Raw genomic sequence first — 25,507 nt, 5'->3', positions numbered from 1 at the left:
TCCTCGATCAAGCGGGCCTTTCGGATACGGGAAGATGCGCTCGTGACGGACAAGTACTTGGCCTACGGCAGGCTCATCCGCGACGGGAAGATCCTGTTCATCCGGCGGCGGCCGGGATCCTTCCTCGGCGGCCGCTGGGAGTTGCCGGGCGGGACCGTCGAGCCGGGCGAGCGGCCCGCCGAGACCGTGGTCCGCGAGTTCGCCGAGGAGACCGGGCTGACCGTCCGCGTGACCGGTGAACGCGGCACCCACAGCTGGGACGACGTCGCGGGCAGGCCCATGCGGATTCACGCCGCGGTGTACGCGCTCTCCGAAGAGACCACGGGCGAAGTCGTGCTCGATCCCGAGGAGCACGACGCTTTCACCTGGCACACCAGGGAAGAAGCCGTGGAACTCAACCTCGCCGAGCACTTCCGGCGAGCACTGGAGGACTGACTTCGACACCGGGCCGCGACTTCCGCTCCGCCCAGCGGACGGCCGGACCGGTGAGCATGCCCGCCACCAGGAACAACCCACCCAGTACCACCCAGCCCGCCGTGCCGCCGACGAGGATCAGCCCGGTCAGCAGCACCGGGCCGAGCATGCGGGCGATGGCCGTCCCGGCACCGAAAAGCCCTTGGTACTGACCCTGTTTGCCTTCGGGAGCGAGCCCGAAGGCGATTTCCCACGAGCCCGCCGCCTGCGCCATCTCCCCCACCACCTGCAGCGCGGCCCCCAGAAGCAGGACCAGCGCCGCCGCCCACGCGGATTCGCCCATGGCGGAGAACGAGAACACCAGGCAAGAGAAGAAGAGCAGCAGTCCCGCGTACCGGGCGTAGCGGGAGGCGCTGCGCAGACCGGTCACGCCGCGCGCCACGCGGACCTGGAAGACCACCACGCTCGCTGTGTTGAGCACGAGCATCACCGAGACCAGCCAGCTCGGGGCCGCGGTCCTGGTCGAGATCCACAGCGGCAGGACCAGGCTGAACAGCGGCATGTAGAGCACCATGACCATGTTGAGCAGCGCCAGCAACGCGTAGGGGCGATCACGGAGAACGGCCACGGACGGTTCTCCTTCCCGCGCCGGTAGCGGAGCCACCGCAGGCACCTTGCGCAGCACAAGCGCCGCGGTGACGAAAGCCAGTGCGTCGAGGACGAAAACGGTCAGGAAGGCCTCTCGCGTCCCCAGCGCCAGGGCGATGCCTCCGAGCGCCGCGCCGATCGCGATCCCCGCGTTGGAAAGCGCCTGCAACCGGGCGCGGAACGTCGTGCGCTCGGCGGGGTCGATCAAGCCGGCGAGCAACGCCTGCCTCGCCGCGCCGAGACCGCATTGAAAGCAGGCGTAGACGCAGGCCGCGATCACGAACGTGAACACGGAGCCGACGAAGAGGAACGCCGTCACCGACGCGGCCGTGCCCAGCGCCAGGAGGACGGCCGTGCCCTTGGGCCCGCGACGGTCCGCCACCTTCCCCAGCGCGACCCCGGCCACTGAGCCGACCGCCCAGCCCGCGGTGAGGCCGAGGCCCACCTGCGCGGGTGAAAGCCCGACGACGAGCGTGAAGTAAAGGGCCGAGCTCACGTAGTAGGCGCCGTCGCCGACGGAGCTGATCAGCTGGGCCGAGATCAGTCGCTTCATGGACTCAAGCTAAGGGCCGGATTGGCCACTTCCCAGTTCCAATATCCGTCATCCTTGTTGGGCCAATATAGGCTCGGACCGTGCCGTTCCACATCAGCCTCGACGGGCATACCGACCTGGCCGCGCGGATCTACCGACAGCTTCGCGACGGCATCCTCGACGGGCGCCTGCGCGCCGGGGAGCGCCTGCCGCCGACCAGGGAACTGGCCCGTGAACTCGACGTCTCACGCAACACCGTCGCGGTCGCCTACGAACGGCTCACCGCGGAAGGGTTCCTCAGCGGCCACGTCGGACGCGGGACGTTCGTGAGCACGGATCCCGTGGCGCGAACGCAGCGTGCCGCGCCCGCGGGTGGAGTACGGCCTGCCGCCCGCTGGCGTTCCCTTCCGGCGCCGCTGGGCGGGGACCGGCCGGTCCCCGCGTTCGACTTCCGCGTCGGCGTCCCGGATCCGGCCCTGTTCCCGCTGCGGACCTGGCGACGGCTGGTCAGCCAGGCCTTGCGCCCCTCTCTGCTGACGCCGTCGGGGTATGCCGACCCGGCCGGGCTCGAAGCACTGCGGGTGGCGATCGCCCGGCACATCGGCGCCGCCCGATCGGTGCGGGCCGGTGGCGAGGATCTGGTGGTCACTCAGGGAGCGCAACAGGCACTCGACCTCATCGGCCGGGTCCTGATCGAACCCGGCACGCGGGTCGCCGTCGAAGACCCCGGCTATCCCCCGGCCGAACGGCTCTTCGCCGCCCACGGTGCCCGGGTCACGAAGGTGCCGGTGGACGCCGAAGGTCTCGACGTCGCCGCGCTCGCCAAGGGCACCAGACTGGTCTATACGACGCCGTCGCACCAATTCCCGCTCGGCACGCCGATGTCACTCGCCAGGAGGACGGCGCTGCTGGCGTGGGCGGAGCGGAACGACGCGGTGATCGTCGAGGACGACTACGACAGTGAATTCCGGTTCTCGGACCGGCCGCTCGAACCGCTCCAAAGCCTGGACCGTGACGGCAGGGTGCTGTACGTCGGATCGTTCTCGAAGACTCTGCTTCCTTTGCTGCGTCTCGGTTTCCTGGTGGCGCCCGCTTCGCTGCGCCCGGCGTTGCGGCAAGCGAAGCAGCTCATGGACTGGCACGGCGATCTCGTCACGCAATCGGCGTTGGCGAGCTTCATCGACGAGGGTCTTCTCGCCCGTCACGTGCGCAAGGCGACGCGGGAGTATTCGGTGCGGCGGGAGCGGATCCTGGCGTTCGCCCGCGACGAACTGCGCGATCTGCTGGAAGTCGTCCCGTCGAGCGCCGGGCTGCACCTGTGCGCCTTGGCCGGTCCACACGCGACGGACACTGTGGACGGTGTCGTCGCGGAAGCAGCCAGTGCGGGCGTGGCCGTCGAAAGCCTGTCCACCTATGGGGGCACGCGCGGCGGGCTGGTGATCGGCTACGGATTGGTCGGTTCCGACCGCGTCGACGAAGGGCTCGCGCGGCTCGGGGAATGTTTCTCGGCCGCTCGGCGGTCATGAAAGGACCGTTCAGGACACTTCTCGGCCAGAACACCCCTTTCGTGACATCCGGCCGCCTCGGGACGCCGGAAACTGTCGTACCCCGGTGGTCTCCTCTTCACAGGCGACAGCGGGCCCGGCCGGGTCCGCGCGCGGACCAGAGGAGGAAAGCCCCATGGCCGGAGAAACGGTGCTCACGGTGATCGGCAATCTGACGACCGATCCGGAGCTGAAGTTCACCCCGTCCGGAGCGGCGGTCGCGAACTTCACGGTCGCGTCGACACCACGCGTCCTGGACCGCGCGAGCGGGGAATGGCGCGACGGAGACCCGCTGTTCCTGCGCTGCGCGCTGTGGAAGCAGGCCGCGGAGAACCTGGCCGAATCCCTCACCAGAGGGACGAGGGTCATCGTGCAGGGCAGGCTGAAACAGCGATCGTTCGAAACCAAGGAAGGCGAGAAACGCACGGTGGTGGAGCTCGACGTCGACGAGATCGGCCCGTCGCTGCGGTATGCCACGGCGAAGGTGAACAAAGCGGGCCGGAGTTCGGGCGGCGCGCCGTCGGACGGGGCCTGGGAGCGAACGCCGGTGTCCGCCGGAAACCCGGAGCCGCCCTTCTGACCGGGCGGTTTCCCTCTCGAGAGGGAGCGATCTCCCTCCCGGGCGCCATGCGGTCGCGAACCTCCGGCTCGGATGCTGGAGGTCGTGAACACGACCACGATCGTCACGGAACTCGGCCTGGACCCGGCCGTCGATCGGCACGCGGAGTTCGCCGCCGAACTCCGCACCGGGCTCGCCCGGGTCGAAGAGAAACTTCAGGAGGTGTTGCGCAGCCCCGGTCATCCGGAACTCACCGAAGCCGCCACCCATCTCGTCCGCGCGGGCGGGAAGAGGCTCCGCCCGGTGATGGCGCTGGCGGGAGCGGCTTTCGGCGACGGACGAGGCGATCCGATCTCGGCGGCCGCGCTCGTCGAGTTGATCCACGTCGCGACGCTCTATCACGACGACGTCATGGACGAGGCACCGATGCGGCACGGGGTCACCAGTGCGAACTCCTTGTGGGGCAACAGGAAAGCGGTCCTGATCGGAGATTACGTGCTCGCCTGCGCGGCACGCGTCGGTGCCGGGCTCGGCGACTACGCGTTGCGGTCTCAGGCTCAGACGTTCGGCAGGCTCGTGCGCGGCCAGTTCCTCGAGACGACCGGGCCGTTCGAGGATTGCGGCCGTCACGCGCCGTACGAGCACCACATCCAGGTGATGGCCGACAAATCCGCGTCGCTGATCGCGCTGGCGGGCAGGCTCGGCGCACAGGTGTCGGGTGCGGATGAGCGGACCATCGAAACGTTGGGCCGGTACGGCGAACTGATCGGAGTGGCGTTCCAGATCTCCGACGACGTCCTCGACATCTCCGCGTCCACCACCGACCTGGGCAAGTCCGCGGGCACGGATCTCCGTGAAGGCATCGTCACCTTGCCGATGCTCCACGCGCTCGACGACGAGGGGCCCGGCGCCGGTCGCCTGCGCGAGATCATCGGCCACGGACCGGTTTCCGATCCGATGATCCGCCAAGAGGCGCTCGGGCTCCTGCGGGAATCCGCCGGTGTCGTGCGCGCACTCGCGGAAGCCCACGGATACGCCGCCAAGGCGAGAGACCTCGCGCTGAGCCTTCCGGACCGGCCCGCCAGGGCGCTGCTCGTCGGCCTTTCGGCGTTCGTGGTCGACCGCGGCGAGTAGCCCCACGGCGTCCGTGACCAGGGCTAGAGTGGCGGAATGACCACCGAAACCCTGGGAAACGTCGAGGGGCGCGACATCGGCTCCGGAGTCTCGATCATCCGCGAGCGGACCGACGTCGACGGTTCCGGACCGAGGCTGCACCAGCATCCGTATCGCGAGACGTTCGTCATCGTCCGCGGCCGGGCCAGGTTCACCATCGGGGACGCCGAACGCGAAGGAGGCGCGGGCGACGTCCTCGTCGTGCCCGCGCAGACCCCGCACAAGTTCGCCGTGATCGGGCCGGAAGTCTACGAAGCCGTCCACATCCACGAAAGCGACCATTTCATCACCGAATGGCTCGAGTAATTCTGTCGGGCGCAAGAAAACCCTTTCCCGGGCTAGAATCCGGCGACGTGCCCGTGAACGGCGGGCACCCGAGGCGACGGGGACCGGGAACTGTGACCGACGTGGCGGACCGCAGCGGTGACGAAACCCGCCAGGTGGACAGATTCGGCCAACGGCGCGCGCAGCTGGCGAGGTCGGCGCTGGTCACGTTGTCCGAGCTGGGCTACGCGCGCACGAGCCTGCGGGAGATAGCGCAGAACTCCGAGTTCTCCCACGGGGTCCTGCACTACTACTTCCGGGACAAGGCCGAGCTGATCACCTACTGCGTCAAGCAGTACAAGGCCGAATGCGTCACCCGCTACGACCGGATAGTCGAAACGGCGGAAACGGCCGAAGAACTGAGAACGGCTTTCGGAGCAGCGACGGCGGCCACGCTGTGTGAAAACGCGCGGCTGCACCGGCTCTGGTACGACCTGCGCAACCAGAGCCTGTTCGAGAAGCTGTTCCAGACCGACGTTCTCGCCATCGACGAGACACTCGAACTGATGATCTGGCGGGTCGTCTCCCGGTACGCGGAACTCCTGGGCAAACCGGCGGAGTTCTCCCCGTCGACGACGTATGCGCTCTTCGACGGCCTATTCCAGCAAGGCCTGCTGAAACACCTCGCCGGCCGGGAGGACGCGGCGAGGTGCCTTCAGGATGCGGTGGAGCAGGTACTGGCCCGGCTCTTCACCACTTGATCGTCGGGTACCAGATGACGCCCGTCCGGCCCAGCACACGCAGATCCCAGTACAGCAGCGTGAACGTGCCGGCGACCAGTAACGCGGCACCGGTCACCACGGCGATCCTGGTGGGTTTCGCGAGCATCCATCGCTGCAGCCGTCCGCCCGTGCCGTGCGTGAGCAGAAGGAACAACAGCGCCATCACCAGGATGTTGCCGACCGACTGCAGGGCGAACGCGGCGGCGCCGTAGAACACGTTGTGGCTCTCGGCCGCGCTGCGGAACATCATCCGGAACAGCGGGAACGGCCTGCCGATCAGGAAACCGCCGATGAGCGCGCCCATCAGCACGAGCGGCGCGGGCGGGAACCGGCGGGTGAGGCCGGCGATCGGGTTGCGGACGATGCCGACGGAAGCCAGGCCCAGCACGATGAACACGATCCCGATCACGCCGTAGACGATCATCGACTGGATGTTCCGCGGGCTGAGCCCTCCGGACGACGAGGCCGTCGAGAACTGTGGCATCCGGGTGCCGACGAGAGCGACGATGACGCCGTACACCACGGAAACCGTCAGCATTCCCGCCGCGATCCAGCCCAGTGGCTTCAGCGTGTCCGTGAACTTCGGCCGCCCGGTGGCTCGTCCGCCGACAAGCGGGGCCACGGCACCGAAAGCGGCGATGTTGCAGGCGGTGAACGTTCCGGCCAGCCCCGAGACGAACGCGAAGAACGTTCCGGCCAGCACTCCGCCGATCGGGGTCGCCTTGGCGTCGTGTCCCAGCAGCGTGTTGGCGACGCTGTCCCCGATCACACTGTCCACAAAGGGCGCCGACCAGAGCACGGTCAGCGCGAATCCCGCGAGGACGGACCAGAGGACCACCCGCCATCGGTGTTCCGGATACGGTCCGGAACCGAGAAAGCTCGCCTGCGGTGAAACGGGTACGCGTTCGGTCACGGACATTCGGTGCCTCCAGCGGCTGATGGCTTCCCCCTGATCACCATCGTTGTTCCGCCACCGGGAGGAAGCCACCTCCAAAGTGCCCATCTGTCGTTGGTCCGACCGGCTCCGGGCAGTCCGGATTCACCGGTCCGGCGGGTGTCGCCGGAGGACCCGATCCGCTAGGTGGCCGGATAACCCCGAAAAGGTGAAAGCTCCGGAATCTCGTGGGATCATCGGCTGACGCGTACGGCAACGGCAGCATGGCCACCCGATCCGGCCTTGACCGGCCACTGACCCTGCGGAGGGCGATGGACTTCGACGAGGTCGCGGACGAGCTCTACGGCGGCGATCCGGCCGAGTTCGTCTCGGTGCGCAACCAGCGGGCGAAAGAGGCCAAAGCCGCGGGGGATCCCGCCTTGGCCGAGCGTATCCGCGCCCTGCGGAAGCCCACGCTGGCGGCCTCGATCCTCAACCGCCGGGCGGGCTCCCCCGAGCTGGCGGAGCTGGCAGACCTCGGCGACGATCTGCGCAAGGCGCATTCGGCGCTGGCCGGCGCCGACCTGCGCAATCTCGCCCGCCGGCGGCAGGAACTGGTGAACCGGATCCTGCGCGACGAACCTTCGATGAGCGAGCCGGTCGCCCGCGAAGTCGAAGCCACCCTCGAAGCCGTCGTGGCCGACCCCGAGGTCGCGGCGCTCGCACTGGCCGGGCGGTTGAGCAGCCGGGCGGACAGCACCGGCGACCAGTGGCTGACCAGCGGCTTCGTCCCGCAACCGAAGCGGAAACCCGCACCAGAGCGCGAAAAACCCGCCACTGTGTCGCATTTGGACGACCGGCGGAAGGCGAAGCAGAAAGCCGCCGAGAAGGCCGAAGAGGAGCGGATCGCCAAGTCCCGCGAAGAGGCCGAACGCGAGCAGAAGCGGGTGGCGGAGTTCAACCGGCTCCGGCGCGAGGCCGCCGAGCTCGCGAAGGCCTGCAAACAGGCCGAGATCGACGTGTCCCGCGCCGAGCGCCGGGCGGAGAAGGCCACGGAGAAGGCGAACGAGCTTCGGCGCCGGCTCGCCGACGCCGAACTCGAGGAAGAAACGGCGAACGGTGAGACCGCGGCCGCGCAGACCGTCTTGGACGATCTGCGCGCCGAAGCCCAGCGGATCGACGAAGCGCTCGAACAGTTCTAAGCCGGCTGCCGGTCACGGGCCCGGGTGGCGGTCACCCGGCGTCCGTAGGCGGTCTTGCCGCCCGGCTTGTACACCGACAGCACGGTCATGGCCACGTACATCGTGGTGGACACGATGATCGGGTAGAACCCGTCCACGCGCCGGCCAGCCTCCACGAACGCACCGTCCATAGTGGACTCGGCCGCGGCCGCCAGTTCCCGGATGCCCGGCAGCAGGGAGAACAGCGTCAGCCCGGCGGCGATCAGGGTCAGCACCAGTTTGATCGCCACCCACCTGTACCGGATCAGGCCCCATTTCGTGCCGAGACTGAGCACGATCCCGCTGACCAGTGCGGTCATGCTGACCGGCAGCAGGAGATAGCCGCCGATCTGGTCCATCATCAGGATGGCCGCGTGCTGGCGGCGGGCGTCTTCGGTGAACACGGAGGTGAAGGTCAGGACCGCGTTCACCATGGTGATCCCGAGCCAGCCGAGTGAGGAAACGACATGGACGACGAGGACGAGTTTCCGCCACCGCGGGGTGAGCGTCATCGGCGGTCGCCGCACTGTGGAAGTACTCATGCGACCAGTGTTTCCGCGGTCGGCGTTCCCGTCGTCCGTCGTGGAGCGGCACCTCGCCTACGTAGCGCGGAGTACGAGCCCCCGGACGTACGCCGCCTGCCCGGCGTGCTGGAGGTCGTCGGAGAGCACGCTGACCAGGCGAACCCCGAGGGTGACGGGCGGATCCCACGCCTCGTCGACGATACGGTCGAGGTCGGCTTCGGCCAGTCCGGCGACCCAACCCGTCGTCGCTTCGTGCACCGCGTCGTAGTAGCCGGTCAGCAGGTCGGTGGAGCCGACACGGACCGCCTCGACGTCCTCGGGGCGATGTCCGTATCCGATGTCCGACGCCGGGAAGGGCAGCGAGAAGCGGCCCATCCAGTCCTGCGCGGTCCAGATCTGCTCGGTGCCCATCAGGCCGGCGACATGATCGTCCTGCACCCGGGTCAGATGCCAGACCAGCCAGGCGATCGTGTTCGCGCCCGGCGCCGGGCTCGCGGTCAGCTGATCGGCGCTCAGCCCCTCGACGGCTTCGTGCACGACTTCTTGGACGCGGCCGAACCCGTCGGCCCCCACTTCGGCCAGTTTCATCGAATCCCCTTCCTGCCTCACCGCCCACGATGCCACCGCAAGGTGACCCCTGCCTTACAACCTTGACTTATATAAGCCCAGGCCGTGATAGTGGCCGGATGCACGCGTTCGACGTCCTCGGGGATCCGGTGCGCCGCCGGATCCTGGAACTGCTGGCGGGCGGGGAACAGAGTTCCGGCGACGTGACCGCGGTGGTCCGCGCCGAGTTCGGGATCTCGCAGCCCGCGGTCTCCCAGCATCTGCGCGTCCTGCGCGAAAACGGCTTCACCACCGTCCGTGCCGAGGGCGCGCGGCGGCTGTACTCGGTCGATCCGGGCCCGCTCAAGGAGATCGACGGCTGGCTGGACCAGTACCGGCGGTTCTGGACCGGTCCGCTCGACGCGCTCGCCACCGAGATCGCGCGCGGCCGTCGCGAACGCCGGAAGGCCGCCGAAGACTAGTCTCTCCCCATGCGCAAAGGCTGGGGACGCGCAGTGGTGGTCGCCGTCGCGAGTGTCGTCATCGTGCTGGGGCTCGTTTTCGCGGTCACGGTGCGTGGCGGGCGGGACAAGGGAGCGCAGTGGTACGCGGCCCCGCCGACGACACCGCGCACGCCGTCCTACTCGACCGCCGCGCCCGCGCCCACGACCCGGCCGACGCTCACCGTCGACAGCGGCTGCCGCCTGGGTCAGGGGCCTGCCACGCTCGATCCGGTACCCGAGGCGACCACCCGCCGGGTGAACGCCGCCTGGGACCGCGTCGAGCGGTGGCTCAAGGCCAACGCGCCGAAGACGGCGGCGAGCCTCCGCCCACCCGCGACGCTCGCGCGGATCGCCCAGGCGCAACGGGAGACCGGCGTCCCCCTGCCCGCCGAACTCGTCGCCTTCCTGCTGAGGCACGACGGTGTTTCGGGCCTCGGCGACAGCTTCGCCCTGCCCCCGTTCCACCACCTCGCCTCCACGGAAACCATCGCGAGCCAAGCGAAGGTCATGTGCGACGTGCTGACGTCGAGCGGGCTGGACGACAACGTCGGCTACTGGTGGCACGGGCGGTTCCTGCCCGTCGCCGTCGACGGCGGTGGCGACGGGCTGTTCCTCGACCAGCGCACCGGGACCGGGCGGCTCGGCGACTGGAACCACGAGGGTTCGGTGAGCTTCGATCACCGGCCCGCGACCCTGACCGAACTGCTGGAGCAGACCGCCACCGCCCTCGAGACCGGCGGGCCCGTCGACGGCGGTTACCGGCCGGTCGTCACCGGAAACCGGGCGCTGGACTGGGAGTTCCCGCGCTGAGGTGCGCGGGCGCGTCGACTGTCGGACCCCGCCCCTAGAATCGTCCGGGTGGCAGCCCCCGACATCGGTACCTCGGAAGCCCTTGAAACGCTGAACCGCGTCTTCGGCTACGACGACTTCCGCGGCGACCAGCACGCCATCGTCGAACACGTCATCGCAGGCGGTGACGCGCTCGTCCTCATGCCCACCGGCGGCGGCAAGTCGCTGTGTTACCAGATCCCGGCGCTGGTGCGGCCGGGCGTCGGCGTGGTGATCTCCCCGCTGATCGCGTTGATGCAGGACCAGGTCGACGCGCTGCGCAACCTCGGCGTCCGCGCGGGTTTCCTGAACTCGACGCAGGACTACGCCGAGCGGAACAGGGTCGAGGCCGCGTTCGTCGCCGGCGAGCTGGACCTGCTGTACCTGGCCCCCGAGCGGCTCTCGGTCGAATCCACGGTGCGGCTGCTCGACCGCGGCAAGATCTCGCTGTTCGCGATCGACGAGGCGCACTGCGTCTCCCAGTGGGGTCACGACTTCCGGCCCGACTACCTGATGCTGTCCGCGGTGCACGAGCGCTGGCCGGACGTGCCGCGGATCGCGCTCACCGCGACCGCCACCAAGGCGACGCACGCCGAGATCGCGTCCCGGCTCAACCTGGAGGACGCGCGGCATTTCGTCGCCAGCTTCGACCGGCCGAACATCCAGTACCGGATCGTCGGCAAGAACTCGCCGCAGCGGCAGTTGCTGGAGCTGCTGCGCACCGAGCACAAGGGCGACGCGGGCATCGTCTACTGCCTGTCGCGGAATTCGGTCGAGAAGACCGCGGATTTCCTGGTGGAGAACGGGATCCCGGCGGTGCCGTATCACGCCGGGCTGGACGCGCGGACCCGCTCGAAACACCAGTCGCGGTTCCTGCGCGAGGACGGGCTGATTGTCGTCGCGACGATCGCGTTCGGCATGGGCATCGACAAACCCGACGTACGGTTCGTCGCGCATCTGGACCTGCCGAAGTCCGTCGAGGGCTACTACCAGGAGACCGGTCGCGCGGGCCGTGACGGGCTGCCGTCGACGGCGTGGCTGGCGTACGGGCTTCAGGATGTCGTCCAGCAACGCAAGATGATCGACATGTCGGAGGGGTCCGAGGCGCACAAGCGGCAGCTGAGCGCCCACCTCAACGCGATGCTGGCGCTGTGCGAGACGGTCGAATGCCGTCGTGTCCAGGTGCTGAACTACTTCGGGCAGCGGAGCGAGCCTTGCGGCAACTGCGACACCTGCCTGGCGCCGCCGGAGACCTGGGACGGCACGATCCCGGCGCAGAAGATCCTCTCGACCATCGTCCGGCTGCAGAACGAGCGGCGCCAGAAGTTCGGCGCGGGGCAGATCATCGACATCCTGCTCGGCAAGTCGACGCCGAAGGTGACCCAGCACCGGCACGATTCGCTGAAGGTCTTCGGGATCGGCACGGAGCTGAAGGAGCCAGAGTGGCGGGCCGTGGTGCGGCAGCTGCTGGCGCAGGGGCTCGCCGCGGTCGAGGGCGACTACGGCTCGCTGGTGCTGACCGAGGGCAGCGCCGAGGTGTTGAACGGGGAGCGGAAGGTCCAGCTGCGGCGCGAGCCGGAGCGGGCGGCGAAGGCCGCGGCCCGCTCCAGCGCGAAGAAGGCCGCGGCCGCCGACATGCCCGCCGAGGCGGCGCCGGTGTTCGAACTGCTGCGCTCGTGGCGGGCCGCGGCGGCGAAGGAACAGGGTGTGCCCGCGTACGTGATCTTCCACGACGCGACCCTGCGCCAGATCGCCACCAAACGGCCCACCACGCTGCAGGAGCTGGGTACCGTCAGCGGCGTCGGCGAGAACAAGCTCGCGAAATACGGCGAGCAGATCCTCGAGACGCTAGCCGACGCCTAGTGCTCGTAAGGCCGGCGCGGCGGCCGCCCGGTCATCCCGTCGACCTTGCGTACCGCGCCGTCGATCTGGCTGTGGTACTTGCCCTTGGTCTTGTGGTCGACGAAGGTCGCGGCCTTGTTCACGACCTTGGAGACCTTCTCGGGGTTCTTCCGCACGTAGGCGCGCACGGCCCCGGCGGTGCCGGCCAGGGCGGTCAACTTCCGCAGTAGAGGCACTGTGGTCCCTTTCCTCGGGGTCGTCTGGTGTCCTGCTAACGACCGGTGGTGTCCCCAGGGTTCCCCGCGGCGAGCCGAATCACTCATTTCGGATACCCGGCCGCCGAAAACGGGGCGCGCGACGAGGGCCGGGACCACTAAATTCGACCTCATGCGGGATCTTTCTCTGCTGCCCAAGGCCCATCTGCACGTCCACCTCGAAAGCACCATCCGGCCGGACACGCTCCGTGACATCGGCGAGGCGAACGGCATCGCCGTACCAGCGGAACAACCCGTGTTCGACGGCTTCCGCGCGTTCGGTGACTACAACGGGCTGCTGCGGTCCTGCCTGCGGAGGCCGGAGGACTTCGAACGGGTGGCGCGGGAGTTCTGTGAAGACCAGGTCGCGGACGGCGTCCGCTACGCCGAGGTCACCTTCACGGCGGCTTCGCACGGCGAACGACTGGGCGAACCGGACATGCCGCTGGCGTCGGTCCTCAAAGGACTCTCGACGGGAGCGGCCGAATCCGGGCTCCACTGGCGGGTTCTGCTGGATCACTCGCGCCGCCGTCCGGTCGAACGTGCCCGGCTCACCCTCGACCTCGCCCGCCGGTACGCGCCGGACGGGGTGTTCGCCATCGGGCTCGCCGGGGAGGAGAAGTACCCGCTCGCGCCGTTCGCCGGGATCTGTGACGAGGCAGAGGAGGCGGGGCTCCACCTGATCCACCACGCGGGCGAGGACGCCGGCCCGGCCAGCATCCGCGAGGCGCTGGAGGTCGGCCACAGCGAACGGATCGGCCACGGCATCCGGATCCTGGAGGACGTCGCGCTGGTCGCCGAGGTGCGGGAACGCGGTATCGCGCTGGAGGTCTGCCCGTCGTCGAACGTGACGCTCGGGCTCGTTCCCTCGTTCGAGGAACACCCGCTCTCCCGGCTGATCGACGCCGGGCTCGTGGTCACGCTCAGCACCGACGTTCCTTCGGTGACCGGGACGACGCTGACCGACGAGTTCCTGCGCACTCGTGAGGCGTTCGCCTACGACGACCTCGCGCTCGCCGGCCTCGCCCGGGCGTCCGTCGACGCGTCCTTCGCGCCCGCCGAGCTCAAGCGTTCGATCCACCAAGAGATCGACGCCTGGCTGTCTGACCGCGATTAGTCCTCTGGATGCGGTCCTTGCGCGTGCAAGTACCGCATCCAGAGGACGAAATGCGAGAGGTCAGCCGGTCGGGAAGTCGTCCGGCGTGCGAATGCGGTCCCGCACCCAGACACCGGCGGGCTTCAGCATCGAAGTGCCGGTGAAGGAGTTCCCGGCGCAGGTTCCGGTCTTGAACACGGCACCGGAGCGGAAGTCGTCGGAGAAGTTCCAGTTCGCCCAGCCGATCTTCTTGGCGGCCAGCAGATCCAGGTACTTCTGCGAGTAGGTGAAGTCGTTCCCGCCGTCACCCGTGTAGGTCTGGGTGCCGAATTCCGTGACGAACACCGGGAGCTTGTCGGCCGTCCGCGCCAAGGCGTCGTAGTGCTCGTCCTGGTGCGACGCCGCGTAGAAGTGGAATGTGTACATGATGTTGGTGGCCCGCACCGGGTTGTTCAGGATGTCGTTCTCGTCGCGGCCGTCGGAAATGCCGAAGGTCGACCAGCCGTGCGTCCCGAGGAAGACGACGCTGTCCGGGTCCTGGGCGCGGATCACCGGGATGACCTCTTCGGCGTAGCGTTTCACGTCCGCCCAGCTGACGCCGTTCGGTTCGTTCGCGACGTCGTAGATGATGTTGACCTTGTCCTTGTGCCGCTGGGCGATCTCGGTGAAGAACGTCTTGGCGAGGTGGGTGTTCGCGTTCGGGTCGCCGGGCTTGAGCTGGTGCCAGTCGACGAGGACGTACATCCCGCGCTTGGTCGCTTCTTCGATGTAGTTGTGCATCATGTCGGTGAACTTGCGCGGGTTGCTCTCGTAGCCGTCGTCCTGGATGTACATCGCGACGCGCAGGATGTCGGCCTTCCAGTCGTTGGCCAGCGCGTCGAGCGAAGCGGTCTTCACGCATTGGCTGTACCACTGGATCCCGTGCGTGCTCATCCCCCGCAGCTGGATGGGCTTGCCGTACTGGTTGCACAGTTTGACGCCGCAGACGTGGAGCTTTCCGTTGATGGACACCGGTGTCCCCGTGCCGCACGCCGGTGTGGTGGCGGAGACGACGGCACTCGGCGCGGACGTGTTCCCCGCCGCGTCGTAGGCGACCACTGTGAACGAATAGGCCGTCGACGCGGCGAGACCGGTCACCGTCGCGGGCGGATTCACCGTCGTGGCAACGGTTTGCCCGTTCCGCAGGACGCGGTACCCGGTGACGCCGACGTTGTCGGACGACGCCTGCCAGGTCAGGGTCACGCTGCCGCAGGACACGTTGGACGTGGTGGGCGAGCCCGGCGCCGACGGCGCTTCGGTGTCGTTGGAGCCGCCACTGGCCTCGACCGACAGCGAGTCCGCGTTGGGGCCGCCGTTCGAGGTGACGGCGGTGGTGCGGATCTTGTTGCTGCCCGCGGCGAGGTTCACCGTGGTGGTGACGGTGCGCCAGGTCGTCCACGCGCCGGTGCCGGCGAACCCGAGGTCGTCGACGGCGATGGAGCCGTTGACGGTGATGTCGAGCGGGCGGTTGGCGGTAGTGCCGTTGGCGTAGCGGAAGGTCAGCGTGTGCTGTCCGGCCTGCGCCGCGTTGACGGTGTACTCGACGTAGCTGCCGGTGACGTTGTCGTAGTTGACGAAGCCGGATCCGGTGAAGCCCGTGTGATTGGATTCGACCACGCCGCGCGAGATCGTCGCGTTCTCGGATTCGTAGCGGATGGGAGCCGCGGAAGCGGCCTGGGCGGAGATCGGGACCGAGGCGGCCGCGAGCACCGTGACCAGCGCCGCCCGCCATCTTGGGCGTACCACTTTGTGCCTCCTTCAGAAGCGTCGTTGCGTTCGTGAAGCAGGGGCGCGGCGAGCCCTCGTTAAGAAACCTTCCTAACGCGGACTAGTCTCACCACCCGGCCGAAGTACTGTCAACCGGGCAAAAGGGGCGATCGCACCCCGCGATTCGTCACCTACTCGCGGTAGTTACGCAAGCTAAGGACCGCCAGTAGGTGACGAATCGCGGGTCGTGGCCAGGGTCACCCGCACGGCGGGCCACACAACTTCTCCACATCCGTCACGTACCGTGGAACCGGTGACCGCTTCGTCCCCTTCGACACTGGACCTCATGGACCAGTGGGAACAGCCGCCCAGGAAACGTGGCCCGCGTGGCTGCGTGATGCTCGCGTTGCTGGTCGTGGGCGCCTTGGTCGCCGGTGCCGTCTGGGTCGTGATCAGCCTCAACGACCGCGAGCCGGTGCCGGTCAAGCCGGCGTTCGAGGTCCCCTCGCTCAAGCCGGCCCCCCGTTCGGCGATCCCCGGCGACGCCGGACCGCTGCCCGCGGAGCCCGCGAAGGCCGCCTGGATCGCGAAGGTGTCGGAGAACACGGACATCCCCCCACGCGCGCTGCGGGCCTACGTCAACGCCGCCGAGAAGACCGCGAAGACGGCTCCGCGCTGCGAAATCACCTGGGCGACCATCGCCGGGATCGGCCGGACCGAGTCCCAGCACGCCCGGCACGACGGCTCCCGCGCCGGTGAGGACGGCGTGGTGACGCCGCCGATCATCGGCATCCCGCTCGACGGCTCCCCCGGTGTGCTGGCTGTCGTCGACACCGACAAGGGCGCCCTCGACGGCGACGCGAAGTGGGATCGCGCGGTCGGGCCGATGCAGTTCCTGCCCGCCACCTGGAAGCGGTACGGCGTCCGCGCGAGCGGCGACGGTGCCGCGCCCGACCCGCAGAACATCGACGACGCGGCGATGACGACCGCGCGGTACATGTGCGCCCGGGGCGGCGACCTCGGAGACCCCGCCGGCTGGTGGACCGCGGTGCTGACCTACAACAACTCCACCGCGTACGGGCAGGAAGTGTTCAGCAACGCCGACGCGTACGGCAAGGTCGCACTGAAGCCCTAGGCGGGCAGAAGCCGGGTGACCAGCCGCGTCAGCTGGTGCACGTTCCGGCATTCGTGCATCTCGACGACCTCCGCGTAGGCGTGCGCCTCGGAGTCCCCAGTGGACCACAGCGCGGTGCGCTCGGGATTGAGCCAGTACGTGTGCCTCGCCGCGGCGGCGATCCCGCGCACCGCCTCCAGATTCGGGTCGCCGCCGTTGGTCCTGGCGTCCCCGAGGATGAGCAGGGACGTCTTGGGCCCCACGGCGTCCGAGTACCGCTCGGCGAACTCGCCGAGCGCGTGCCCGTAGTCGCTGTGCCCGTCCCAGCGGGTCAGTTCCGCGTCGGCGAGGATGCGCGCGCCGAGGTCCTCCGGATCGGCGGCGCCGGTGTCGACGAGATGGGTGATCTCGTCGCACGCGTCGATGAACGCGAACACCCGCACCTTGCTGAACTGGTCGCGCAAGGCCTGCACCAGCAGCATGGTGAAGTTCGCGAACCCGGCCACCGAGCCCGACATGTCGCACAGCAGCACGATTTCCGGTCTTCCGGGCCGGTGACGGCGGTACGACGGCCGCATCGGGACGCCACCGGTGGACAGCGAGCGCCGCAGCGTCCGGCGCAGGTCGATCTGCCCGCGCGCGTGCCGCCGTCGCCGGGCGGCCAGCCGGGTGGCGAGTTTGCGCGACAACGGCTGCACGACGCGGCGGAGTTCGGCGAGTTGCGCGCGGCTGGCGAGCAGGAAGTCGACGCGGTCGGCCGCGGGCGGCACGGCGTGCCGCGAAACCCGGTCCCGGCCACGGACTTCCGCCACCCTGCGGCGGGCTTCGGTCCGCACCAGCCCACGGAAGCCTTCGACCCGCCGCCGGACGTCGTCGCGGTCCAGCCGGTCGGTGAAATCCTCTTGGCCGCCCGCGCGAATCGCTTCGAGGACGCGGACCACGAGTGTCTGCGGCTGAAGCCGTTCCAGCGTCTGGTGCGCCGACCAGCCACCGCTTCCCGACGTGCCGCCGTACTCCCCCAGCATGTCGACGGCGAGCCCGGCGAGTTGCGTCAGTTCCGTCTGGTCGTCGGCGGCGAGCGCGGCCGCGAGCCGATCCCGCAAGGCCGCCAGGTCTTCGACAGGGTCTAGGGACGGCGCGCCGACGCCGAGCGGGAAGTAGATGTCGAATGTCGCGTCGAACACCGCGCGCTGGCCGCCGCGCCGGACCAGCGCCGCCGCGAGCCCTTCGCGCATCTGCTCGCGGGAGGCCAGGCCCAGTACTTCAAGTGCCGCGGCGGCGTCGACCGTCTCACTGGGACCTGCCGGGATCCCGTGCTCCCGCAACGCTTCCACGAATTCGACGAGCCTGCCCGGCACGCCGCTCACGAGTCGAGGACCTTGCCGAGTTCCAGCCGCGCGTCCGCCTTCACGACGTCGTCCTGGTGTTTGAGGATGACGCCGAGGCTCGCGCGGACGACATCCTCACCGAGGCTGTCCGCGCCGAGCGCCAGCAGGGTCCTGGCCCAGTCGAGGGTTTCGGCGACCGAGGGCGCCTTCCGCAGTTCCATCGCCCGCAGCGCGGTGATCACCTTGACCACGGACGCGGCGAGCGCGTCGTCGACGCCGGGCACCTTGAGCCGCACGATGCGCTGTTCCAGTGCGGCGTCGGGGAAGTCGATGTGCAGGAACAGGCAACGCCGTCGCAGCGCCTCGGAAAGCTCACGGGTCGCGTTGGAGGTCAGCACCACGAACGGTTTGCGCCCGGCGGTGATCGTGCCGAGTTCCGGGACGGTGATCTGGAAGTCGCCGAGCACCTCCAGCAGCAGACCCTCGATCTCGACGTCGGCCTTGTCGGTCTCGTCGATGAGCAGGACCGTCGGCTCGTCGCCCTTGATCGCCGTCAGCAGCGGCCTGGCCAGCAGGAACTCTTCACCGAAGATGTCGTTGCGGGCTTCGTCCCAGGTCTCGTCCTTGCCGGCGGTGATCCGGAGAAGCTGCTTCGCGTGGTTCCACTCGTACAGCGCGCGGGACTCGTCGACGCCTTCGTAGCACTGCAGCCGCACGAGCCGGGAGCCGCTGGCCTGCGCGACCGCCTTCGCCAGCTCGGTCTTGCCGACCCCCGCGGGGCCCTCGATGAGCAGCGGCTTGCCGAGGGCGTCCGCGAGGAACACCGTGGTGGCGACGGCCGCGGAGGCCAGGTAGCCGGTGTCGGCGAGCTTCGCCGTCACGTCTTCGACGGATGTGAAGTACCCGGTCCCAGCCACGCGGCCTCCCAGCTCGATCGCCTACCCGGCCGACTCTACGTCGCGGATCCGCTTCGGCAGCAGGAACCCGACCGCGAAGGTGAGCATCACCATCACCGCGACCACCCAGAACGTCCGCTGGGCCGCGCCGGTCGGATCCGCGGGCCCGGCGTCGAAGAACACCGTGCCCAGCAGCGCCAGCCCCAGCGCGCCGCCGACCTGCTGGAGCGACGTCAGCGCCCCCGACGCCGATCCGGCCTCCGACGGTTCCACTCCGGACAGCGCGATCTCGAAGTACGGCCCCATGATCAGGCCCGAGCCGATCCCGATCACCAGCAACGCGGGCGCGATCTGCCACGGTCCGGTCTCCGGGCCGAGGAGCAGCAGCAACGCGACCACGCCGGCGGTCATGATCAGCGCGCCGGTGTGCAGCACCTTGCGGCCGTGTTTGCGCACCGCCTGCACCAGGCCCATCCCGACGATCATCCCCAGCGACATCGGCACGCCGGTCAGCCCGGCCTTGAGCGGCGAGAAACCGAGCCCGAACTGCAGGTACAGCGTGAAGACCAGACCGAAGCCGGAGAACGCGGCGAAGTAGATCGTCCCGGTCGCCATCCCGGCGAGGAAGCTGCGCTTGCGGAACAGGCTGGGCTCGACCAGCGGGTCACCGCCGCGGCGGCTCTTGCGCTTCTCGAACCACGCGAACACGCCGAACACCACGACCGCGGCGGCCATCATCGCGAACGTCCACAGCGGCCAGCCGTACTCGCGGCCCTGCACCAGCGGGAAGACGATCAGCAGCGCACCGGTCGTGGCGAGCAGCGCGCCGGGGATGTCGAGGGTGAGCGAACCGCCGGGCCGGGACTCGGGAAGGAACTTGATCGCGGCGAGTACCGCCAGCGCGCCGATCGGCAGGTTGATCAGGAAGATCATCCGCCAGCCGGTGCCGAAGAGGTCGGCGTCGACCAGCCAGCCCGCGAGGATCGGACCGCCGACCGCGGCGAGCCCCATCACCGGGCCGAACATGCCGAACGCGGACTGAAGTTCCTTGCCGGAGAACATCTCCTTCATCATGCCGAGGCCCTGCGGGACCATCGCGGCGCCGAAGAGGCCCTGCACCACCCGCGCGGTGATGATCATTTCCGGGTTCACCGCGACCGCGCAGAACAGCGAGCCGCCGACGAAGCCGATCGCGCCGATCAGGAACATGCGCTTGCGGCCGAAGATGTCGCCGAGCCGCCCGCCGGTGAGCAGGCCGGACACCATCGCGAGGGTGTAGGCGACGCCGAGCCACTGGATCATCGCGGTGCCGCCACCGAGCGAGGACCGCATGACCGGTCCGGCGATGCTCGTGACCGTCATGTCGAGCAGTTCCATCACCGAGCCGGTCAGGATCACGAACAGCGCTGGCCAGCGCCAGCGGTAGGACTTCTCCACGTTTTCCGTGGTCACACCGCTCGGGGTGTCCAGTGTCATCGTCATGGGAACAACGGTAAAGTCAATTCCGGCCACTTTCTGACCGGAATGCGAGCGAACCTGGATTCATGGCGAACACGAGTGCGCGGATGCTGCGGCTGCTGTCCTTGCTGCAGACACACCGCTTCTGGTCGGGGATCGAACTGAGCGACAAGCTGGAGGTGAGCGAGCGGACGCTGCGGCGCGACGTCGAACGGCTGCGCGAGCTGGGTTATCCGGTCAACGCGAGCCGCGGCGTGGCGGGCGGGTACCAGCTGCGATCGGGTACGGTCATGCCTCCCCTGCTGCTGGACGACGAAGAGGCCGTGGCGATCGCGGTGGGCCTGCGGACGGCGGCGAGCGGTTCGGTGGAGGGCATCGAGGAGACCTCCGTCCGGGCGCTGACGAAGGTCGTCCAGGTGATGCCGCCCCGGCTACGCAGACGTGTCGACGCGCTCCAGGCGTACACGACGCCGGCGGCCGTCACGGGTCCACGGGTCAACGCGGCCAGCCTGACGGTGATCGCGCAGGCGTGCCGGGACGACGAGCGGCTGAAGTTCGATTACGCGGCACGCGGCGGCGAGGAGTCCGCGCGGCTGGTCGAGCCGCACCGGCTCGTCTCGCTGGGACGGCGCTGGTACCTGGTGGCGTGGGACCTCGACCGGGTGGATTGGCGCACGTTCCGCGTCGACAGGCTCAGCGAGCCTCGCACCACCGGCGCCCGCTATCGGCCGCGCGAGATCCCCGGCGGCGACGCGGTCAAATTCGTCGAAGCCCAGATCAAGGCGAGGCCGACCACGCATACGCTGGTCGTCCGGGTCGAGGCGCCGAAAGACCGGGTCGAGTCGGCGGTGCGGTACCTCGGTGGCGCGCTCGAAGCGATCGACGAGACTTCCTGCCGTCTGACGATGAACGTCGACACCTTCGACTGGCCCGTCCTGATCCTCGCCGCCATCGGCGTGCCCTTCGAGGTCGAGAGCCCTTCGGCGTTCAAAGATCACCTCGCGTCCGTCGCCGCACTCTTCACGGCGGCTAGCATCGGGCCGTGAGCACCTATGTCGCGGCCGAGGGCCGATACGAGAGCATCCCCTACCGCCGCACCGGGCGCAGTGGCCTGAAGCTGCCCGCGATCTCGCTGGGCCTGTGGCACAACTTCGGGAACGACAAGCCGCTGGGCACCCAGCGGGACATCGCGCGGCGCGCGTTCGACCTGGGCATCACCCATTTCGACCTCGCCAACAACTACGGCCCGCCCTACGGTTCGGCCGAGGAGAACTTCGGCAGGCTGCTGGCTTCGGATTTCAAGCCCTACCGTGACGAACTGGTCATCTCGACCAAGGCGGGCTACGACATGTGGCCCGGCCCGTACGGCGAATGGGGCTCGCGCAAGTACCTGCTGTCCTCTTTGGACCAGTCGCTCGGCAGGATGGGCCTGGACTACGTCGACATCTTCTACTCGCACCGTTTCGACCCCGAGACTCCGCTCGAAGAGACGGTCGGCGCGCTCGACACCGCCGTCCGCTCCGGACGCGCGCTGTACGTCGGCATCTCGTCGTACTCGTCGGAGAAGACCGCGGAGGCCGCGCGGCTCCTGCGCGAACTGGGCACCCCGCTGCTCATCCACCAGCCGTCGTACTCGATGTTCAACCGCTGGCTCGAAGGCGACAAACTGCTCGACACGCTCGAAGCCGAAGGCGCGGGCTGCATCGCGTTCTCGCCGCTGGCACAGGGACTGCTGACCAGCCGCTACCTCGACGGGGTTCCCGAGAATTCCCGTGCGGCGCAAGGGAAGTCGCTCAACCCGGACACGATCACCGAAAACACCCTCGGCAAGATCCGGGCGCTGAACGAGATCGCCCAGCGGCGCGGGCAGACGCTGGCGCAGCTCGCGCTCGCGTGGGGACTGCGCGACCCGCGGATGACGTCGGTGCTGATCGGCGCGAGCAGCGTCGCCCAACTGGAGGACAACGTCGGCGCGCTGAAGAACCTGCACTTCACCCACGAAGAGCTGGCCGAGATCGACCGCTACGCCACCGAGGCCGACATCAACCTCTGGAAGCGCTCGACCGACGCCGGATGACACCCGAAATCGCGTTGCTCCGCCGGGCTGGGGCGCCGAGACTGCGGATATGACGTTCGAAGAACTGCTCGCCGAAGGAGAGGCCGTCCCGGTCGCAGGCTGGGACTTCTCGTGGTTCGAGGGCCGGGCCACCGAGGAGCGGCCGCCGTGGGGTTACTCGCGGCTCCTCGGCGAGCGGATGGCGAAGGCCGCCGCCGGGCTGGACCTGCAGACCGGCGGCGGCGAGGTGCTCGCGGGCGTCCCGGAACCGCCGCCGGTCCTCGCCGCCACCGAAGGCTGGCCGCCGAACGTCGAGGTCGCCCGGAGGAACCTCGCACCGCTGGGCGGTGAGGTGGTCGAGGCCGAGCACGACGCGCCTCTGCCGTTCCCTGACGAGTCCTTCGATCTGGTGACCAGCCGCCATCCGATCGCGAACCCGTGGCGGGAGATCGCCCGCGTGCTGCGCCCGGGCGGAACCTTTCTGTCGCAACAGATCGGCGCCGGAACCGTGCGGGAGCTGAAGGAATTCTTCCTCGGCCCGCAGGACTACGGCGGCTGGACGCCCGACGTCCTCCGCGTCGAGGCGGAGGCCGTCGGGCTGCGCGTCGAGCGCCTCGAACCGGCGAAGCTGCGGATGGAGTTCTTCGACCTCGCCGCCGTCGTCCACTTCCTCCGGAAGGTGATCTGGATCGTGCCGGGGTTCGAGGTCGAGACTTACCGTGACAGGCTCGCGGAGCTGCATCGGATCATCGAGACCGACGGGAAGTTCGTCGCGCACTCGCGGCGGGTGCTCGTGGAGGCCGTCAAGCTCTAGTCCGGTTGGTCCGCAGTCACACCTCGCCAGGTACATGAAGGCCCCCTTCCTTGCGCCTGGCGCAAGGAAGGGGGCCTTCATGTACCTCAGGCACCGTGCCGGTCCAACCTCGTGGGCCGTTAAGCCGGTTCTCTTGAGGGGTAAGGCAAATCGGGCGTGTCGCGAAAGCCACTTTCGCGACAGGGACGGCCCACATCGGCTGGTAGTGAAGGGCCCTTCCCTACCTTCAGGGTAGGCAAGGAGGCCTTCACGGACCGGTGAGCGCGGCGCCCCGAACGCCACGTTTGCCTCCCCCTCAGCCCCTCACGAGGACAAACGCTCCAGGTGCTCGGCGGTCAGCTTCACGTCCCCCGCGGCGAAGTTCTCCTCAAGGTGCGCGATGTTCGCCGTCCCGGGGATCGGCAGGATCACCGGCGACCGCACGAGCAGCCACGCGAGCCCGACCTGCGCCGTGGTCACTCCCAGTTCGGCGGCGACGGCGACGAGCTCGGATCCGGCCTCGGACGCGGCGCCGAGCACCGGACGCCAAGGCAGGAAAGCGATCCCGGCCGCCTCGCACGCGTCCAGCACCGCTTCGTACGAGCGGTCCAGGAGGCTGTAGCGGTTCTGCACGCTCGCGATGTCCACGATCTCCCGTGCCCGCGCGAGTTCGTCCACAGTGACTTCGGACAGCCCGATCCGGCCGATCTTGCCTTCGTCGCGCAGGTCCCGCAGTGCGCCGAGCTGGTCGGCCAGCGGGGTTTCGGGGTCGAGGCGGTGCAACTGCAGCAGCTCGATCCGCTCGACGCGCAACCGCCGCAGGCCCTCGTCGACCTGCACCCGCAGCGATTCCGGGCGTGCGTCGTACTTCCAGTCGTCGCCGGTCCGCACGACGCCGACCTTGGTGGTGACCACCAGGTCGTCCGGGTACGGATACAGCGCTTCGGCGAGCAGTTCCTCGTTGGCGCCGCCGCCGTACAGGTGCGCGGTGTCGATCAGGGTGATGCCGAGCTCAACGGCCCTTCGCGCCAAGGCGATGGACGCCTCACGCGCGGGACCGGCTTCGGTCGGCAGGCGCATGGCACCGAAACCGATCCGGCGTACGGGCAGGTCTCCGCCGATGGCGAACTGTTCCATGGGAGAAACCTAGCGCAGCGGATCCCTCGGCGAGGGCAAATGCGAGGTGTCCGGGAACATGTGGAGCGCGCGCAGGGCCGCGCCGAGTTCGGCGATGTCGGCCGGGTCGGTCAGCGAACGCCCCAGTTCCTCGGAAATCCGCTTCAGCCGGTGCCGGATCGTGTTGGGGTGACAGAACATCCGCTCGGACGTCAGTTTCGTGGAGCCCTGGCATTCGAACCACGCCCGCAACGTCAGCAGGAGCACGTTCCGGTCGTCGCCGGGCAGGTCCAGGATCGGCCGCAGCACGTGGTGCGCGAGCTGGACCGACGCTTCCGGCGCGCTGGCGACGAGCCCGGCCAGCGGGGATTCGTTGAACTGCACCATTCCCGTCGACCCCGGCATCAGGCTGGAGAGCGCGACACGAGCGAGGTGCAGCGCGCGGGAAGTGTTCCCGAGGCCGGTGAACACCGGGCTGACGCCGATCCGGCCGGTCTGGTTCTCCCGTAACAGCTCGATGATCACCTGAGACGCCGCCGGATCCCGCATCGAGACCACGCCGACCTGCAGGTCCGGAGTGAGCCGCCAGGCGGACGCGTGATGCCGTTCGCGGAGCCGGTTTTCGATCTGGGGCAACGGTTCGTGTCCGACGCGCGGGGTCTCGGCGGCGACGACCACATACGTCCCGTCGAGCGAGAGTTCCAGCACGCGCGCGATGTCCCACAGCGTGCCCTCGGTGGCCGCGCCACCGGCGAACAACGCCTCGACCAACGCGGAGCGTCTGCTTTGGTGCGCCAGCATGACTTCGGCGGTGGTGTCCCGGTACGTCGTCGTCAGCGCCTCGGCGTAGTCGTCGATCAGCGCCCAGATCGTCGACGTCGCGGCGACGAGGCCGCGGAGGTCCTGGTGCTCACCCGAAGCGGTCAGGTCGACGAACCGGTTCCACACCTCGGTGAGGCCGATCCGATAGGCCCGCAGGAGTTCCGGCAGCGGGGCGCCCTGCAACGCGCGGGCACGCCCGGTGGCCCTCGCCTGGGTGAGGTCGGGTTCCTCCGTGCCGCGGAGGGTCCGCATGACGAATTCGAGGTTGTTCCGCACCGACGTCCGCAGTTCGGCGGGGCTGACGAACTGCGCGTCGCGGTACACCGGCATCTCGGCACGGATCTGCCCGACCGTGCTGTCGATGAGCGCCGGCAAGTGCTTTTCGACCTCCACGGCCAGTTCGGCGACCACCGCGGCCGAACCTTCGCGGAGCACAGTTCGGTAATGCATGGACGTCCTCCGGGGCAGGGACTCCTCGTCGAGCCCCTGGGGACGTCATCTAACACGAGTTGCCCGCGGGTGGCCTGTCGAAGCGGGCGGGCTCCGCCGGTACGGCGGAAAATCGGGATTTCCAC

General features: G+C 68.9%; 26 protein-coding genes. 15 read left to right on the top strand and 11 right to left on the bottom strand.

Translation table 11 applies throughout. The annotated features are described in order from the left end of the window. Nucleotides 1-42: 42 nt before the first annotated feature. Entirely contained in the window at nucleotides 43-435 is a 393-nt protein-coding gene (locus BLW75_RS38690; RefSeq protein ID WP_034324447.1) for an NUDIX hydrolase, read from the top strand. Here BLW75_RS38690 and BLW75_RS38685 read toward each other — a convergent pair. Beyond that, complete coding sequence (locus tag BLW75_RS38685) at nucleotides 395-1,615, bottom strand: MFS transporter (RefSeq protein WP_034324444.1); 1,221 nt, start codon at nucleotides 1,613-1,615, stop codon at nucleotides 395-397. The genes BLW75_RS38690 and BLW75_RS38685 overlap by 41 nt on opposite strands. 80 nt (nucleotides 1,616-1,695) lie before the next feature. Here BLW75_RS38685 and pdxR point away from each other — a divergent pair, with 80 nt between their 5' ends. From pdxR to BLW75_RS38660, 5 genes are all read left to right on the top strand, one after another. Continuing rightward, entirely contained in the window at nucleotides 1,696-3,120 is a 1,425-nt protein-coding gene (gene pdxR, locus BLW75_RS38680) for a MocR-like pyridoxine biosynthesis transcription factor PdxR (RefSeq protein ID WP_034324441.1), read from the top strand. Nucleotides 3,121-3,274: 154 nt separating this feature from the next. Then, nucleotides 3,275-3,718: a single-stranded DNA-binding protein gene (locus BLW75_RS38675; protein ID WP_034324439.1), complete on the top strand. Its 444-nt coding sequence runs from the start codon at nucleotides 3,275-3,277 to the stop codon at nucleotides 3,716-3,718. Nucleotides 3,719-3,802: 84 nt separating this feature from the next. Beyond that, nucleotides 3,803-4,831 (top strand): polyprenyl synthetase family protein, encoded by a 1,029-nt coding sequence (locus BLW75_RS38670; protein ID WP_241784188.1) that lies wholly within the window; start codon nucleotides 3,803-3,805, stop codon nucleotides 4,829-4,831. 36 nt (nucleotides 4,832-4,867) lie between these two features. Next, nucleotides 4,868-5,176, top strand: a complete 309-nt coding sequence (locus BLW75_RS38665; protein ID WP_034324436.1) for a cupin domain-containing protein — start codon at nucleotides 4,868-4,870, stop codon at nucleotides 5,174-5,176. A gap of 92 nt (nucleotides 5,177-5,268) precedes the next feature. Further along, nucleotides 5,269-5,895 carry a TetR/AcrR family transcriptional regulator gene (locus BLW75_RS38660; protein WP_034324434.1) on the top strand — a complete coding sequence of 209 codons (627 nt, stop codon included), beginning with the start codon at nucleotides 5,269-5,271 and terminating at the stop codon, nucleotides 5,893-5,895. On the opposite strand, the gene BLW75_RS38655 is transcribed toward BLW75_RS38660, so the two are convergent. After that, the gene (locus tag BLW75_RS38655; protein WP_034324431.1) at nucleotides 5,885-6,835 is read right to left on the bottom strand and encodes a hypothetical protein; all 951 of its coding nucleotides are present in this window, start codon (nucleotides 6,833-6,835) and stop codon (nucleotides 5,885-5,887) included. The genes BLW75_RS38660 and BLW75_RS38655 overlap by 11 nt on opposite strands. 287 nt (nucleotides 6,836-7,122) lie before the next feature. Here BLW75_RS38655 and BLW75_RS38650 point away from each other — a divergent pair, with 287 nt between their 5' ends. Then, nucleotides 7,123-7,992, top strand: a complete 870-nt coding sequence (locus BLW75_RS38650) for a hypothetical protein (protein WP_034324429.1) — start codon at nucleotides 7,123-7,125, stop codon at nucleotides 7,990-7,992. Here BLW75_RS38650 and BLW75_RS38645 read toward each other — a convergent pair. Both BLW75_RS38645 and BLW75_RS38640 read right to left on the bottom strand, forming a co-directional pair. After that, nucleotides 7,989-8,552 carry a hypothetical protein gene (locus BLW75_RS38645; protein ID WP_241784185.1) on the bottom strand — a complete coding sequence of 188 codons (564 nt, stop codon included), beginning with the start codon at nucleotides 8,550-8,552 and terminating at the stop codon, nucleotides 7,989-7,991. The two genes, BLW75_RS38650 and BLW75_RS38645, sit on opposite strands and share 4 nt — an antisense overlap. 57 nt (nucleotides 8,553-8,609) lie before the next feature. Further along, entirely contained in the window at nucleotides 8,610-9,122 is a 513-nt protein-coding gene (locus tag BLW75_RS38640; protein WP_034324423.1) for a mycothiol transferase, read from the bottom strand. Nucleotides 9,123-9,220: 98 nt separating this feature from the next. Between BLW75_RS38640 and BLW75_RS38635 the strand changes: the two genes are divergently transcribed. From BLW75_RS38635 to recQ, 3 genes are read left to right on the top strand one after another with little or no spacing between them, the layout of a single operon-like run. Further along, nucleotides 9,221-9,562: an ArsR/SmtB family transcription factor gene (locus BLW75_RS38635; RefSeq protein WP_034324421.1), complete on the top strand. Its 342-nt coding sequence runs from the start codon at nucleotides 9,221-9,223 to the stop codon at nucleotides 9,560-9,562. Nucleotides 9,563-9,571: 9 nt separating this feature from the next. Further along, nucleotides 9,572-10,393, top strand: a complete 822-nt coding sequence (locus tag BLW75_RS38630; protein WP_034324418.1) for an SMI1/KNR4 family protein — start codon at nucleotides 9,572-9,574, stop codon at nucleotides 10,391-10,393. 48 nt (nucleotides 10,394-10,441) lie between these two features. Continuing rightward, on the top strand, nucleotides 10,442-12,274 hold the full coding sequence (recQ, locus tag BLW75_RS38625; protein ID WP_034324414.1) for a DNA helicase RecQ: 1,833 nt from the start codon (nucleotides 10,442-10,444) through the stop codon (nucleotides 12,272-12,274). Here recQ and BLW75_RS38620 read toward each other — a convergent pair. Next, the gene (locus BLW75_RS38620; RefSeq protein ID WP_016335889.1) at nucleotides 12,271-12,489 is read right to left on the bottom strand and encodes an antitoxin; all 219 of its coding nucleotides are present in this window, start codon (nucleotides 12,487-12,489) and stop codon (nucleotides 12,271-12,273) included. The genes recQ and BLW75_RS38620 overlap by 4 nt on opposite strands. A gap of 151 nt (nucleotides 12,490-12,640) precedes the next feature. Here BLW75_RS38620 and add point away from each other — a divergent pair, with 151 nt between their 5' ends. After that, nucleotides 12,641-13,624, top strand: a complete 984-nt coding sequence (gene add, locus BLW75_RS38615; protein WP_091599272.1) for an adenosine deaminase — start codon at nucleotides 12,641-12,643, stop codon at nucleotides 13,622-13,624. A gap of 60 nt (nucleotides 13,625-13,684) precedes the next feature. Here add and BLW75_RS38610 read toward each other — a convergent pair whose 3' ends face one another. After that, on the bottom strand, nucleotides 13,685-15,388 hold the full coding sequence (locus BLW75_RS38610; RefSeq protein ID WP_241784202.1) for a cellulase family glycosylhydrolase: 1,704 nt from the start codon (nucleotides 15,386-15,388) through the stop codon (nucleotides 13,685-13,687). A gap of 274 nt (nucleotides 15,389-15,662) precedes the next feature. Here BLW75_RS38610 and BLW75_RS38605 point away from each other — a divergent pair, with 274 nt between their 5' ends. Further along, nucleotides 15,663-16,484, top strand: a complete 822-nt coding sequence (locus BLW75_RS38605) for a lytic transglycosylase domain-containing protein (RefSeq protein WP_241784204.1) — start codon at nucleotides 15,663-15,665, stop codon at nucleotides 16,482-16,484. On the opposite strand, the gene BLW75_RS38600 is transcribed toward BLW75_RS38605, so the two are convergent. The 3 genes from BLW75_RS38600 to BLW75_RS38590 are packed head-to-tail and all read right to left on the bottom strand — an operon-like array spanning nucleotide 16,481 to nucleotide 20,169. Beyond that, complete coding sequence (locus BLW75_RS38600) at nucleotides 16,481-17,830, bottom strand: vWA domain-containing protein (protein ID WP_034324534.1); 1,350 nt, start codon at nucleotides 17,828-17,830, stop codon at nucleotides 16,481-16,483. The two genes, BLW75_RS38605 and BLW75_RS38600, sit on opposite strands and share 4 nt — an antisense overlap. Beyond that, nucleotides 17,827-18,708, bottom strand: coding sequence for an AAA family ATPase (locus BLW75_RS38595; protein ID WP_034324536.1), 882 nt, complete (start codon nucleotides 18,706-18,708; stop codon nucleotides 17,827-17,829). Before BLW75_RS38595 ends, BLW75_RS38600 begins: the two co-directional genes overlap by 4 nt. A 21-nt stretch (nucleotides 18,709-18,729) precedes the next feature. Next, entirely contained in the window at nucleotides 18,730-20,169 is a 1,440-nt protein-coding gene (locus BLW75_RS38590; RefSeq protein WP_091599263.1) for an MFS transporter, read from the bottom strand. Between the two features lie 62 nt (nucleotides 20,170-20,231). On the opposite strand from BLW75_RS38590, the gene BLW75_RS38585 reads away from it, so the two are divergent. Genes BLW75_RS38585 through BLW75_RS38575 form a run of 3 tightly spaced genes read left to right on the top strand, consistent with a single transcriptional unit; the run spans nucleotide 20,232 to nucleotide 23,015 of the window. Then, entirely contained in the window at nucleotides 20,232-21,191 is a 960-nt protein-coding gene (locus BLW75_RS38585; protein WP_241784206.1) for a helix-turn-helix transcriptional regulator, read from the top strand. After that, nucleotides 21,188-22,222 (top strand): L-glyceraldehyde 3-phosphate reductase, encoded by a 1,035-nt coding sequence (gene mgrA, locus BLW75_RS38580; RefSeq protein WP_034324539.1) that lies wholly within the window; start codon nucleotides 21,188-21,190, stop codon nucleotides 22,220-22,222. The genes BLW75_RS38585 and mgrA overlap by 4 nt, the downstream gene beginning before the upstream one ends. A 49-nt stretch (nucleotides 22,223-22,271) precedes the next feature. Further along, the gene (locus tag BLW75_RS38575) at nucleotides 22,272-23,015 is read left to right on the top strand and encodes a class I SAM-dependent methyltransferase (RefSeq protein ID WP_034324542.1); all 744 of its coding nucleotides are present in this window, start codon (nucleotides 22,272-22,274) and stop codon (nucleotides 23,013-23,015) included. Between the two features lie 303 nt (nucleotides 23,016-23,318). Here the strand turns inward: BLW75_RS38575 and BLW75_RS38570 are convergent, their stop codons facing one another. Further along, a complete protein-coding gene (locus BLW75_RS38570) occupies nucleotides 23,319-24,131 on the bottom strand; it encodes an aldo/keto reductase (protein ID WP_034324545.1) in 813 nt (270 codons plus the stop codon). A 9-nt stretch (nucleotides 24,132-24,140) separates the two neighbouring features. Further along, nucleotides 24,141-25,382 carry a PucR family transcriptional regulator gene (locus tag BLW75_RS38565; RefSeq protein WP_034324547.1) on the bottom strand — a complete coding sequence of 414 codons (1,242 nt, stop codon included), beginning with the start codon at nucleotides 25,380-25,382 and terminating at the stop codon, nucleotides 24,141-24,143. Between the last annotated feature and the right edge of the window lie 125 nt (nucleotides 25,383-25,507).

It is taken from the genome of Amycolatopsis lurida, from assembly GCF_900105055.1.
Lineage (GTDB): Bacteria > Actinomycetota > Actinomycetes > Mycobacteriales > Pseudonocardiaceae > Amycolatopsis > Amycolatopsis lurida.
The sequence above is the reverse complement of the archived record's forward strand: the minus strand, read 5'-3'. Positions and strand labels throughout refer to the sequence as shown.